The sequence below is a fragment of the Phycisphaerales bacterium genome (assembly GCA_016699835.1).
Lineage (GTDB): Bacteria > Planctomycetota > Phycisphaerae > Phycisphaerales > UBA1924.
The window spans coordinates 3,030,415-3,043,403 of sequence record CP064987.1 but is presented as its reverse complement, the minus strand read 5'-3'; the positions used below and the strand labels follow the sequence as shown (position 1 = coordinate 3,043,403).

At 64.7% G+C, this 12,989-nt stretch carries 13 protein-coding genes and 1 tRNA gene; 4 read left to right on the top strand and 10 right to left on the bottom strand.

Translation table 11 applies throughout. From position 1 onward, the window contains the following. Positions 1–2: 2 nt before the first annotated feature. The 3 genes from IPK69_12645 to IPK69_12635 form a co-directional block, all read right to left on the bottom strand. Complete coding sequence (locus IPK69_12645; GenBank protein QQS08811.1) at positions 3–995, bottom strand: metal ABC transporter permease; 993 nt, start codon at positions 993–995, stop codon at positions 3–5. Further along, the gene (locus IPK69_12640) at positions 992–1,912 is read right to left on the bottom strand and encodes a metal ABC transporter ATP-binding protein (GenBank protein ID QQS08810.1); all 921 of its coding nucleotides are present in this window, start codon (positions 1,910–1,912) and stop codon (positions 992–994) included. The genes IPK69_12645 and IPK69_12640 overlap by 4 nt, the downstream gene beginning before the upstream one ends. A gap of 128 nt (positions 1,913–2,040) precedes the next feature. Then, a complete protein-coding gene (locus tag IPK69_12635; protein QQS08809.1) occupies positions 2,041–3,114 on the bottom strand; it encodes a zinc ABC transporter substrate-binding protein in 1,074 nt (357 codons plus the stop codon). Positions 3,115–3,324: 210 nt separating this feature from the next. On the opposite strand from IPK69_12635, the gene IPK69_12630 reads away from it, so the two are divergent. Then, a tRNA-Ala gene (locus IPK69_12630) sits at positions 3,325–3,397 on the top strand. A gap of 44 nt (positions 3,398–3,441) precedes the next feature. Here the strand turns inward: IPK69_12630 and IPK69_12625 are convergent. Genes IPK69_12625 through IPK69_12615 form a run of 3 tightly spaced genes read right to left on the bottom strand, consistent with a single transcriptional unit; the run spans position 3,442 to position 7,016 of the window. After that, positions 3,442–4,716 carry an acyltransferase family protein gene (locus IPK69_12625; protein ID QQS08808.1) on the bottom strand — a complete coding sequence of 425 codons (1,275 nt, stop codon included), beginning with the start codon at positions 4,714–4,716 and terminating at the stop codon, positions 3,442–3,444. Positions 4,717–4,719: 3 nt separating this feature from the next. Further along, the gene (gene rpiA, locus IPK69_12620; protein QQS08807.1) at positions 4,720–5,427 is read right to left on the bottom strand and encodes a ribose 5-phosphate isomerase A; all 708 of its coding nucleotides are present in this window, start codon (positions 5,425–5,427) and stop codon (positions 4,720–4,722) included. A gap of 47 nt (positions 5,428–5,474) precedes the next feature. Continuing rightward, positions 5,475–7,016 carry an aldehyde dehydrogenase family protein gene (locus tag IPK69_12615; protein QQS08806.1) on the bottom strand — a complete coding sequence of 514 codons (1,542 nt, stop codon included), beginning with the start codon at positions 7,014–7,016 and terminating at the stop codon, positions 5,475–5,477. A 136-nt stretch (positions 7,017–7,152) separates the two neighbouring features. Between IPK69_12615 and IPK69_12610 the strand changes: the two genes are divergently transcribed. After that, positions 7,153–7,818 carry a non-canonical purine NTP pyrophosphatase gene (locus IPK69_12610; protein QQS08805.1) on the top strand — a complete coding sequence of 222 codons (666 nt, stop codon included), beginning with the start codon at positions 7,153–7,155 and terminating at the stop codon, positions 7,816–7,818. 77 nt (positions 7,819–7,895) lie between these two features. On the opposite strand, the gene IPK69_12605 is transcribed toward IPK69_12610, so the two are convergent. The 4 genes from IPK69_12605 to dnaK form a co-directional block, all read right to left on the bottom strand. Continuing rightward, positions 7,896–8,648: a 2-phosphosulfolactate phosphatase gene (locus IPK69_12605; protein QQS08804.1), complete on the bottom strand. Its 753-nt coding sequence runs from the start codon at positions 8,646–8,648 to the stop codon at positions 7,896–7,898. 72 nt (positions 8,649–8,720) lie between these two features. Further along, entirely contained in the window at positions 8,721–9,083 is a 363-nt protein-coding gene (locus IPK69_12600; protein QQS08803.1) for a DUF86 domain-containing protein, read from the bottom strand. Beyond that, complete coding sequence (locus IPK69_12595) at positions 9,073–9,378, bottom strand: nucleotidyltransferase family protein (GenBank protein QQS08802.1); 306 nt, start codon at positions 9,376–9,378, stop codon at positions 9,073–9,075. Before IPK69_12595 ends, IPK69_12600 begins: the two co-directional genes overlap by 11 nt. A gap of 106 nt (positions 9,379–9,484) precedes the next feature. After that, positions 9,485–11,407: a molecular chaperone DnaK gene (dnaK, locus tag IPK69_12590; protein QQS08801.1), complete on the bottom strand. Its 1,923-nt coding sequence runs from the start codon at positions 11,405–11,407 to the stop codon at positions 9,485–9,487. 180 nt (positions 11,408–11,587) lie between these two features. On the opposite strand from dnaK, the gene IPK69_12585 reads away from it, so the two are divergent. Beyond that, positions 11,588–12,382 carry a class I SAM-dependent methyltransferase gene (locus tag IPK69_12585; GenBank protein QQS08800.1) on the top strand — a complete coding sequence of 265 codons (795 nt, stop codon included), beginning with the start codon at positions 11,588–11,590 and terminating at the stop codon, positions 12,380–12,382. A 9-nt stretch (positions 12,383–12,391) separates the two neighbouring features. Further along, complete coding sequence (locus tag IPK69_12580) at positions 12,392–12,982, top strand: hypothetical protein (protein ID QQS08799.1); 591 nt, start codon at positions 12,392–12,394, stop codon at positions 12,980–12,982. The last annotated feature ends 7 nt before the right edge of the window (positions 12,983–12,989 follow it).

The window sequence follows — 12,989 nt, the reverse complement described above, 5'->3', positions numbered from 1 at the left end:
ATCTATGCGTGGTTCGTGCGGCGAGAGTTGATTGCCCGAGCCATCGCGGGAATCACCAACAACACGAGCAGCACGCCGACGATGCTTGGCCCGGGAAGCAGATCGGTCTCGACACTCACGACCAGGCCACCCATCACGCCGACGATGGCAAAGACCACGCCGAGGGTCATCACGCGGGCCAGTCGCCTCGACGCCGCGATCGCCGCCGCGCCGGGAACGACGAGGAGCGCGGTCGCGAGAACGACGCCGGCGAGTTTCATCGCGACAACGGTGGCGATCGCGAGCAGCACCATGAGCGTGGCTCGCACGCCGCGTGTCGAGATGCCGAAGGCGCGGGCGCCGCTCTCGTCATACGCCCAGAAGATCAACGGGCGGCGTGCGATGAGAAGCGTCACACCTGTTGCAAGGGTCGTCGCCCACGCGAGGATCGCGTCGGCCCAGCCGATCGACCAGATCGACCCGAAGAGGAACGACTCCCACGACTGCGTCGTGTGCGAGGCCTTGATGAGAACCGCGCCAAGGGCCATCGCCGCGACGAGGATGATGCCGATTGCCGTATCGGCCTCGAGTCCCACGCCGCCGACTGTCGTTCCACGTCGACTCGAAGAAGATTCAGACTCGGCCGACGTGGTGTTGGCTCGTGTCGAAGCGGGCACGCCGCCGTGGCCACCCCGCGTCCGACGCTCGCTGAGCAACCCGATGCCCAGTGCCGCCGCGACGCAGAAGACTGCAACGATGACAAAGCGTCCCGTATCACTGGCCACGCCAGACCCGATACCACTCGCTGCCCCACCCAGTGTGAAGACGAGGATCGCCCACACGCCGATGCCGCCGAACGCGGCGTGCGACACGCCCTGCCCAATGAACGCCATTCGCTTGAGCACCACGAGCGACGTGAGCAGACCGCAAAGGATCGCGAGCGCCGGCGCGGCCACAAACGCCGGGAGAAACATCGGCGCACAGGTCGGATCGGTGAGGTACGTGACGATGTTCATGGCTGGCGCGTGCTCTCCTGGCTGGGCTTGCTCGCCGAGATGCTTGGCCCGCGGAGCATGAGCGGCGGGTGCGTGTGCGAGGGGTCGGTGCAAGCGTCGGCGGGATGGGCGTGGACGTGCACATCGCCGAAGATCGCCGCGACGTCGTGGCGGAAGACCTCGCCCAGAACCTCAGGCGTGAGGCCGGAGGGTGCCGTGTGCGAGTGGAGCGTGCGTGCCAGGCACGCGACGGTGTCACTGCCTGCGGCGATCGTGCGGATGTCGTGGCTGACCACTACGGTCGTCAATCGGTACGAGCGGTGGAGGTTCGCGAGCAGGTCGGCGAACTGCTGCTGCCCCGCGACGTCGACACCGACGAGCGGCTCATCGAGTATCAGAATTTTCGGGCGGATCGAGAGCGCCCGCGCGATCATGATTCGCTGCACCTGCCCCCCAGAGAGCGTGCCGATGGGCCGATCGCTGAATCCCGAAGCCCCCACCGCATCGATCGCCTCGCGGGCCGCGTCCAATGCAGATTGTGGTGTGCGCGAGTACCACGGCGTGCCCGACGCGCTCGCCATCAGCACAACCTGGAACCCGCTCACCGGAAATCGCGATTCGCCCTCGTAACGCTGGGGGACATAGCCGATGACGCGCGCCCGCCGGGCACGCTGCGGCGTCATCCCCAGCACGCGGATCGAGCCGCTGTTGCCGCTGAGTAAACCCATCGTGAGTTTGAGGAGGGTGCTCTTCCCGCCGCCATTGGGCCCGAGGACGCCGAGCCGCTCGCCCTCGTGAACCGTGAGCGTGACGTCCTTGATCGCGGGTGTGTCCGCGTGCCCATAGGCGAAGGTCACACCGCTGTACTCGATTGCGTGCGTACCGGACGCCCCGATGGCCGATTGCCCCGCGGAACTGGACTCGCCGAGACTCTGCACCCGCGGCTCCTAGGGACTCTCGCACACCACCACGCGTCAATAGCACGCCCAATCCACACACCACTCATTCACAACAGGTGCCGCATCGGCCGGTGGTAGAAGGTAGTGTATCGCCCGGCATCACGGCACTACGGCGTCGTGGACGGCGCGGGCGAGTCGGACAGCCCCGCCACCAGCGAGGTCAGATTCTTCTCCATGAGCGTCGCCCAACTCGTCTGGTCGGGACTTCCCAATGGGTCGAGCTCGCCAATCTGGATTCGAGCGATCTCCGCGATCCGACGGGCGGGCTTGGGGTCCATCTGCGGCTCATAGAAGATCGCACGCACCTTCTCGCGGGCGATGGCTTCAACCACCTCTTTGAGTTCGCTCGCGGTCGGCTCGGTGGTCTCGGTGAGGCGGATCGTCGCGGCGACCTTGAGGCCATAGCGATCCGCGAGACGCGAAAACGCGTTGTGATGGGTGACGAAGGCACGGCCCTTGCATACCTCCAGGCGGGCGCGATACGCCGCGTCGACATCGTCGATGGTTTTCTGGAGTTTCACGACGGCGGCATCGAGGCGGGACTTCATCGCGTCGTCGAGCGTCCCGCGGTTCGCGCACGCGTTCTGGATCGCCTCACCGATCGCGGTTACGAGGCGGCGAACGAGCGCCGGATCGAGCCAGAGGTGCTGATCGACATACCCGGGGGCCGCGTGGTTGTGCTCGTCACAATCGTCGTGATCATGGTCGTGATCGTGATCGTCATGACCCGTGTCCTTCCCCGCAGGCTTCGGCTTCGAGCTCGCCGCGGGCGTATTCGGCTCGGGCTTGCCCTTATCCTGCAACCCCACAACTTCGGCGAAGCAGACGACCTGGCGACGCTCCACGGGCTTCTCTCGCACCATCGCCGCCACGCGTGGCTCGAGATTCAGGCCGACGTACACCAGCACGTCGCACCTCGCGATCGCCGCGATGTCCGAGGGCGTCGGTTCCATCCCGTGAGCGCTCTGCCCACCGGCGAGGAGCACACGCACCTCGGCCTTTGGATCGATCTCGGCGAGCAACGGTCTCACCAATCCCGCGAGCGGCGGCACGGTCACCACCACACGCAGCGGCGCCGGCTCGACATCACTCGCCCTCGCCATGGCGTGCATCTGTGTGCACGCCACCAGGAACGCCAGTAACGCGACCCAACCCGCATTCCATGACCAACCACTCTTCATCGGAGTACTCCACAATGCTCGGCGTGCCTGTTGACCAGATGCCGCACCACGAATGTCGGAACGACAACTGACTGTACCGGGCGCGCCACGGTTTGGATATTGATTGGGATGCCGATGGTGTGAAAAGGAGTCGCCAAACCCCGGGCGCCCGCTACAATGCCCGCCTCTGATCGGATCGCCCTCCCCACGGCACCCGATCGGCCCAAGGACGGGGCGGTAGCTCAGTTGGTAGAGCGCATCGTTCGCAATGATGAGGTCGGGGGTTCGACTCCCCTCCGCTCCACTTCGTCCGTCGCCCGGCCTTCCTGGTCGGGCGTTTTTGTTGGATCAGGGGTCAGAATTGTGTATCCGTTGGCGGGTCGACGGGTAGGAACCGAGATACTCGATCAGTCGCGTTCGTCGGACCACGAGGAACGTGAGGAGTGTGCCCGCCACGGCGGTCAGCATCACGATGGCCGCCTTGACTCCGGGCGGTTGATCCACGTTCCGGATGAGCATCGAGACCAGTCCCACCCAGCCGACGTGGGTGAGGTAGACCCAATAGGACGAGTCCACGAGGAAACGAGCGACCGGTCCGAGTCGTCGCACGGTCGCGTGGACCAGACCGACGAGCCCCAGCGTCATAGCGAGTCCTGAGATCGCGAGGCACCACTCCCAGCGCGTTTGCCGCCCGTCCGCCTCGATCGTCGCCTGGACCAGCCCTTCGGCCGTCTCGTCCACGCGACCCAGCATCATCGACACGACCCACGCGCTGCATGCAATACCGATCAGGAGCATCGGCGGCCACGCCTTCGAGAGCGTGCCAAGCCAGGAGAGGCGACAGAAACATCCCAGCACATAGAAGATCGCGTAGTACGTGAGGAGAGACGGATCGGGAAGGAACGAGTTGCGAAACTCGGTGAAGAGTTGCGGATCGGCATGGAGGAGCATCGCCAACGGGAGTGCCGCCACGACGACAGCGGACAACCAGAGGATGATTCCACGATGATCACGTGCGGTGGAGAACGATCCGGTCACAGGCGTGGATGTATCCGAATCAACCAGAGTCCTTCTCGCCAGGCTCGATCGCAGGCGATCCCACACCAGCCACGCGAGCCACAGACCCACGCCATAGATCAATAGATACTCAAGGAACCAGAAGTGGTACAGACCCCAGGCGTCGGCCTGGACGTGGATGTTCTGCTTGAGTCGGCGGAACTGCCTCCAGGTGGTCCAGCCTCGCTCGATCCAACCCCAGAGCCAGATGGGGTAGAACAGGAACAGGAGCGCCGGCGCCCCGATCAGGAGCGGCAGGCCCACACGCGTCCATCGCCCACGAATGAACTTTGAGACGCCACGACGACGGATCGCCGCCACGCTCACCAAGCCTGAGATAAAGAAGAAGAGCGGCATCCGGAAGGTGTGGATGCTCCAGAAGATCGCGTCGATCGTTTGCCCGGTTGCGGGCTGATTCACGGGCATGAGCAGGCCGCGCATGGGTGCGTGCATGTACGGGACGCTGGCATGCAGCAGGACACCCAGCACCATGGCCCCGGCACGCAGCGCATCGAGCGCCTCGACTCGCGTGGACGGTGGATCGAGGCTCGTTGGAGGTTGCGGCATCGACTACGCCGGTCGGACCATTCGGCGGACCTCGCCGTTGTGGCAATCGAGCAGGATCTCGTCCGCCTCGGTCAGGAAGATCCCGTGATCGACGACGCCGACCACGGTGTCGAGTTCGGCGGCGAGTTCCTCGATGTCGCGATCGGGCGGGATCTGAAGGTCGAGCATCACGCCGCCACCGTCGGTCGAGACGAGTTTGCCGTCGATATCTCGCCGGATGACGCCCGAGAGGCCCATGTCGCGGAGCGTGTTGCGAATCGAGACCATCCCGAAGGGAACGAGGGTCAGGGAGAGCAACGCGTTGGTTCCCAGACGCTCCGAGAGTTTCTCGATCGGCGCGATGTACACACACCGCTTGCAGACGCGGGCGACCAGGCGCTGTCGCGTGATCGCGGCGTATGTCCCCTTGAGCATCCGCAGCGAGTGATCGACCTCGGCCGCCCCGTCGAAGAGATAGTCCACCGACTCGACCTCGGCGAAGGGGATCGCGTTGAGTCCAAGGCCGATCGCGAGGATCTCCGTCGGCGTGGACGTACAGACGCAGCGGATGTCGAGTCGCTCGTCGAGCACGCGCTGGGCGAGCATCTTGACGGCACGTTCGGCGTTGCGCCCGCTCCCCAGGCCCACGGTCATCCCCGAGACGATCGGCTCGACCGCCATCCTCGCGATCTTCTCCGTCGCTTGTGTGGCCGCGGCATGCTCCATCATCATCGAAACGACTCCCTGCGGCCCGTGTCCCACTCGGGAGACGGGCGGTGTCAGTCGAACCGTATGCCCTGGGCGAGCAGCAACTCGCCTCCAAAGTTGATCGTGCACGTCTGGCGACGCATGTAGGCCTTCCACGAGTCGCTCCCCGACTCGCGCCCGCCGCCGGTGTCCTTCTCGCCGCCGAAGGCACCGCCGATCTCGGCGCCCGATGTCCCGATGTTCACGTTTGCGATGCCGCAGTCGCTCCCCGAGCCCGAGGGCGCGAGGAACGTCTCGGCATTGCGGATCGACTCGGTGAAGATCGCCGACGAGAGGCCCTGATCGGCCCGGTTCTGCATCGCGATCGCCTCCTTCAGATCCTTGAACGTGAAGACGTACAGGATCGGAGCAAACGTCTCTTCTTGGGCGATCGCGAGCGTGTTGCCTTTGGGCGCTCGGATGATGGTCGGCTCAACATAGAACCCCTTGGGCGCCGACGGCAGTTGCACACGCTTGCCGCCACAGACCAGCGTTCCGCCCTGCTCCTTCGCAGCGGCGAGGGCCTTCTCATATCCTTCGACTGCCGTCTTTGTGATGAGTGGACCGACGAGCGTCCCATCGGCCAGCGGATCTCCGATCTTCACCGACGAGTACGCCTTGCGCAGTTTCTCGACGAATGTGTCGGCGACAGATTCATGAGCAAAGACACGCCGGGTAGACGTGCAACGTTGCCCGGCGGTTCCGACGGCCGCGAACACAACCGCACGTGCCGCGAGATCGAGGTCCGCCGTCTGATCCACAATCACGGCGTTGTTGCCGCCGAGTTCAAGCAGGCACCGCCCTAGGCGCGACGCGACGACCTGGCCCACGCGCCGGCCCATGCGGCACGAACCCGTCGCCGAGATCAGCGGCAGTCGCTTGTCGGCGATCATCCGCTCACCAACTTCCGCATCGGTTCCGATGACGAGTTGGAAGATGCCCGGGTGTCCCATCTGTGTCGCGACGCGATCCGCGATGGCGTTGCTCGCGATCGCTGTGAGTGGCGCGAGCAGGCTCGGCTTCCATACGACCGTGTCGCCACAGACCGCCGCGAGCATCGCGTTCCAGGCCCACACCGCGTTGGGAAAGTTGAACGCCGAGATCACGCCGATCGGCCCGAGCGGGAGCCACTGCTCTCGCATGCTGTGCCTCGCGCGCTCGCTGGGCATCGTGAGGCCGTACAACTGGCGCGAGAGCCCGACGGCAAAGTCGGCGATGTCGATCGTCTCCTGGACCTCGCCGAGGCCTTCCTGCAGGATCTTGCCGACCTCGAGCGAGACGAGCCGACCAAGCGGATCCTTGAGGCGGCGGAACTCATCGCCGATCGCCCTGACGACCAGCCCGCGGGCCGGAGCGGGGACTTCTCGCCACTTCACGAACGCCTCGGCACTCGATGCGACAATCTTCTCATAAGACGCCGTAGTGTCGAGCATGACGCCCGCGATCGGCTCACCCGTCCCTGGACTCGTGACGACAACTCGCCCCTCACCCGCGCTCACGCCCGCCCCCGTCTTCACGCGTGTCGACGTGTCCAACCCCAAAGCCTTGAAAACGCTCGCGATCTCGTTCTGCATCACGCCATCGTATGGCTCCAGGTCGCCAACAGCCGCGGCGTGGAGGTCGCGGAAATCGCTGATTCACACAATTTCGATGTGATCATTCGAGGCATCACCGCGTCTCGCCACGGCATGATCATGCCAAGGATCGTTCGTGACCAGCCCCACCACCATCGTTCTCGCCACCGCGAACCCTCACAAGATCGCCGAACTTCGTGCGATCCTCGGAGCCGCGGCACCATACCTCCGTTTCCATTCCATCACCGAGGCCAGCGGCGGGCGCGACATTCCCGAGCCGTCCGAGACCGGCACGACCTTTGAGCAGAATGCCACGATCAAGGCCGTCGCCTACGCCCGTGCACTGCGACTCCCGTGCCTTGCCGATGACTCAGGACTCGAGATCGACGCCCTCGGCGGCAAGCCCGGCGTTATCTCGTCGCACTATTCCACCGATGGCCGCGAGACCGGCCTCTCGCGTGCCGAACGCGACGCCGCGAACAACGCCCGAGTCCTCCGAGAACTCGAGGGTGTCCCCGAGATCGGGCGATCCGCGCGCTTCGTCTGTGTCATGGTCCTCGCCGACGAGACCGGCGTTCCGTTGCACACGGCTCGCGGCACCTTCGAAGGCCGAATCGGCATCCCACCGGCCGTCCCGCGAGGCGCCAGCGGCTTCGGGTACGACCCGCTCTTCCTCGTCACCCCAGCGCCATTCTCGTTCACGAAGACGAGTGCAGAACTCAACGACGCCGAGAAGAATCGCCTCAGTCACCGTGGAGCCGCGGCTCGTGCCATGAGCCAGCACCTCAGCTCCCGCAGGTAACCTGACGACTCGACTACACAATCTCGTGGGGCAGGCGGCCCGCCTTCCCCTACTTTCCCTACTTCTACGTTTCTCATTCACTCTTCTCGCGGGCTCGAGAGCGTGATCTCCCCCCGCGCCACATCGAACTCGGGCACGACCGAGATCGTGTCGATCCTCGAGCAGAACTCGACATCAGAACCCAATCCGATCCGCAACAGATTCCGCCCGCCACGGCTCTCCTGCATCGCGCGCAACACACCGCCTGCTTGAGCCTTCGCACCCTCCCACGCCAATCGGCACAGCCGCGCCGAATCGTCCGAGAGCAGCGCCCGACCACGACGCTCGAGCACCTCCACCATCCCCCCAGCGGGAAGGCAATCGTCCATGCTGATCTCGTCTCGCGTCCCGGCACAAAGGATGTGCACCGGCCGCTCCTCATTCGCCACCGCCTTACACACGCCCGACAGGTTCGCGAACGACCCGACGAGCACGCGGATCGCCTGCTTCGCGTGCAGGAGGGCGCTCGTGCCATTCGTGGTCGTGAAGATCACGACTCGCCCCTCGACGCGTTCACGAGGGTAACTCGCGGGCGAGTTGTCGAGGTCGAACCCCTCGATGGTGACGCCGCCCCGCTCGCCGCCGAGCAGCACGCGATCGTGCGCCACACCCTCACTCCACCGCCGCTCGCGAACAGCGAAAGCGTCTTCCACATTCATGACCGGTATCACGCTCGTCGCGCCACTCGCGAGGGCCTGCGTGATCGTGACGCTCGCCCGGAGCGCGTCGATGACGATGACCACGCCGCCGGCGAGAGCGCCCGGCTCGATTCGCGAAGGATGCACGTGCACCTGGAGGGATCGTGCCGCGACCTGTGGTTCTGGGTGTGCTGGGATGTCCTTGGGTCTGGCATAGGCCACAGTTCACCCCGCAGAATCAGCAGGAGGCGGCGGCACGAGAGGCTCGATCTTCGAAATGAGATCAAAAACGTGCTCAGTCGCGACCTTCCACACCTTGACGTGGTCCAGAGCACCATACTCGTGCGCCAGAATGTGGCGTTGCCCGGCGATGGCTCGCCACGGGATGTCCGCGTGGGCATGCCGAAACTCATCCGACACGTGATAGGCCGCCTCACCGATGATCTCGATGGCGCGTTCGGTCGCCAGGCGCAGCATCTCATCGGCGAGGTACTCGTTGAGCGTCTTGCCCGCGACGAGACGCCGAACCGTTCTCGCGTACACGAGCATGTCCCAGAGCAACGCCGCGTCCTTCCCATTAGGACGCATACACCACCTGGCGCGTTCTGAGAATCTCTGCTCGACGGAACGGGTTGTGCAGAGATTCACGTTCGACGAGATCGACCCGACGCCCGAAGATCGTGGCGAGCTCGTCGATCATCTCCGGCCATTCCCAATACGACCATGCTGCATCGGGTTCAAAGCTCACGAGCACGTCCACATCGCTCTCTGGACCAAAGTCAGCCCGGAGTACCGATCCAAAGAGCGAGAGTTCACGCACTTTCCACCTCGTGCAGAACTCACCTAATGGCTCCCTGGGAATGTCGATTCTTGACGCGACCATAGCTGAACAGTATATCGATCGCGATACCGATCCAATACAAAGAAATACCCCGGCACATCACCGGGGCATGGAAACACATCCTCGAGTTCTTCGCCAGGTGCTCGGCCTACTTCTCGTCCTTCACCTTGAACTCGGCGTCGATGACATCGTCCTTCTTCCCGTCGGGCTTGGGCTCGGTCGTTCCCGTGCCCTCGGCCTTCGCGGATTCGTACATCACCTTGCCCAGCTCCATGCTGGACTTCTCGAGTTCCGCGATCGCGGCCTCGATCGCTGACTTGTCGTCGCCCTTGAGTTTCGACTCGAGGTTCGAGAGCGACGACTCGATCTTCGCCCGAAGGTCCGAGCCGACCTTGCCGCCGTGCTCCTCCAGGCTCTTGCGGACCTGGACGACCATCGTGTCGCCACGGTTCTTGAGGTCGATGGTCTCGCGACGCATCTTGTCCTCGGCCGCGTGCGACTCGGCGTCCTTCTTCATCTTCTCGATCTCGTCCTTCGACAACCCGCCGGAGTTCGTGATCTTGATGTCGGCCTTTTTGCTCGACGCCTTGTCGGTCGCCGTGACCGTGAGGATGCCGTTCGCATCGAGGGCGAACTCGACCTCGATCTGCGGCACGCCGCGCGGCGCCGGCGGGATGCCCGCGAGTTCGAACTGTCCCAGCGTGCGGTTGTCCTTCGCGAACTCTCGCTCGCCCTGGAGGACGTGGATCATGACGCTCGTCTGGCTATCCGCCGCGGTCGAGAAGGTCTCCTTCCGCGAGGCGGGGATCGTCGTGTTCCGCTCGATGAGGCGCGTCATCACCCCGCCGAGCGTCTCGACGCCCAGGGAGAGCGGCGTCACGTCGAGGAGCAGCACGTCCTTCACGTCGCCCTTGAGCACGCCGCCCTGGATCGCGGCCCCGATCGCCACGACCTCGTCGGGATTCACGCTCTTGTTGGGCTCTTTCCCGAAGATCTGCTTGGCGATCAACTGGGCCTTGGGCATGCGCGTCGAGCCGCCGACGAGGATCACCTCGTCGATCTTGTCGGGCGAGAGCTTCGCGTCCTTGAGCGCCTGGGTGCAGGGAGCCTTGAGCCGCTCGAAGAGGTCGTCGCAGAGCGAATCGAACTTCGCACGTGTCACCGAGACCTGCAGGTGCTTCGGCCCATTCTGGTCGGCCGTGATGAACGGCAGGTTGACCGTCGTCTCTTGCATCGTCGAGAGTTCGATCTTCGCTTTCTCCGCCGACTCCTTGAGCCGCTGGAGCGCCATCGGATCCTTGCGGATGTCGATCCCCTCCTTCTTGCGGAACTCCTCGGCGATGAAGTCGATCATCTTCTGGTCCCAGTCGTCGCCGCCCAGGTGCGTGTCGCCGTTGGTGCTGAGCACCTCGAAGACGCCGTCGCCGATGTCGAGGATGGAGACGTCGAACGTGCCGCCACCGAGATCGAAGACGGCGATCTTCTCGTTCTTCTTCTTGTCGAGCCCGTACGCGAGCGCGGCCGCCGTCGGCTCGTTGATGATGCGCTCGACCTTCAGGCCGGCGATCTCTCCTGCGTCCTTGGTCGCCTGACGCTGGGCGTCGTTGAAGTACGCGGGGACGGTGATCACCGCGCGATCGACCTTCTCACCCAGGTAGTCCTCGGCGGTCTTCTTGAGATCCTGGAGGATGAATGCGGAGATCTGCTGGGGCGTGAAGTCGCCCTGGTTGACCTTCACGTGGACGAACTCGTCCGCGCCGCCCGTGACGGTGTACGGAACCTTGCTCTCCTCGTCGCCGCTGCGGCCATAGCCGGTGTCGCCCGTGGCGCTCACCTCGCTGCGACGCCGACCCATGAACCGCTTGATCGAGTAGACCGTGTTCTTGGGGTTGGTTACCTGCTGGTGCTTCGCCGGCTGCCCGACGAGACGCTCGCCTTTGTCGGTGAACCCGACGACCGACGGCGTGATGCGGTTCCCCGACGAGTTGATGAGCACCTTGGGCTGCCCACCCTCCATCACGGCCACGCAGGAGTTCGTCGTTCCAAGGTCGATTCCAATGATCTTCGACATGAATGCCCTCGTGTGTCTGTTTCGGCGACGAGCGCCAAACCCAACCGGACCCAAACGCCGGTGTTCTTTCTATCGGTCAACAAAGTGCAAGCTCGATGCCAGATCAGGCCTCTCTCCGTTTCACCAATCCTCGCCACCCGACCCTCCGGCGGCCAAAGTAGCACGTTGTTAGGATTATCCATGCCCCAATCGCTGCCGAATCGGCAGGCAACGGCCTCCAAACGCCTCGCGGCGTCGGTCGCCCAGTCCGTCGATTGCCCCACGTCGCTCCTTCCCGTGCTCTCCGATCTCCTCGGCGGGCTGGACTCGCTGGGCAGTTCGCCACGATCGATTTTGAACCTGCTCACGCACGCCGACTTAGGGGAGCATCGAACCGCCATCGATCTGGCCTGTGGCAAGGGCGTCATCGCGTGCGGCGTGGCCCGGAAGTTCCGGTGCCGTGTGATCGGAGTTGATGCCTTCGAGCCATTTCTCGCTGACGCGCGCGCACGAGCGACCAGACTCGGAGTCCAGGATACGTGCGAGTTTCGCGTTGGCGACGTGCGCCGGTTTCGTGTTCGCGCGCGGGTCCGGCTCGCCATGATGATCGGGCTGGATGGCGCGGACTCGGCCGCCCCGCGGCTGCGGCGACTCGTCGAGCCGGGCGGGTGGTATCTGATCGATGATGCCGTGGCTCGGAGTCCGGATCTGGGGCTCCCGACTCTCGCCGAGGCTCGGCGTGTCATCGAGCGAACTGGCGACGAGATCGTCCGGGAATCCACGATGCAGGCGAGCACCATCCACCGGCTCGATGCGCGGATCTATGGCACGATCGCCTCGAACGCCCGAGTGCTGGCCCGGCGGCACCCACGCCTGCGCGCGCAACTGCGTGAGTTCCTGAAGCGACAGCGCGACGCGAATCGCGTCCTGGCGAACGATTTGGTGCCGATGACCTGGCTGGTGCGCACGCCGCGTCGCGATGCCCGGCGTCGATAGACTCTGCCCATGGCGCACGCGCTCGTTGTCGGTGGGACCGGGATGCTTCGTGGGTTGTGCCTTGCGCTCGCGTCTCGGGGGCATGGCGTGAGCGTGATCGCCCAGCGTCACGGGCCGCTCCAGGAACTCGCGCGCGAGGCGGAGAAGTTGCCGGGCTCGATCCACCCGATCGCGCTCGATTATGGATACACGCACGTGCTGGAGCGTGGGATCGTGCAGGCGACCACCGAGCATGGGCCGATCTCCCTCGCCGCATGCTGGATCCATTCCGATGCGCCGCAGGCGCTGCCAACCCTCGGGCGCGTGCTTTCGTCCCAAGCCGCATCGCGGACGGATACTGACCTCAAACCCACACGAGTTTTTGTGCTCGTCGGGAGCATGGCGGCAGACCCGGCTCTGATCGACGAGTCCCGGCGGCACGAGGCGACGTTCCCCGCTCTCCAATGGCGCCGAGTCATCCTTGGATTCAAGACGGACGGCCCAAAGACACGCTGGCTGACGCACGACGAGATCTGGCATGGCACGCTCGACGCGATCGATCACGACTGGTCCGAATCGATCGTGGGGATCGTGAGGCCCTGGGCGAAACGCCCGCGGTGAGTCAGCG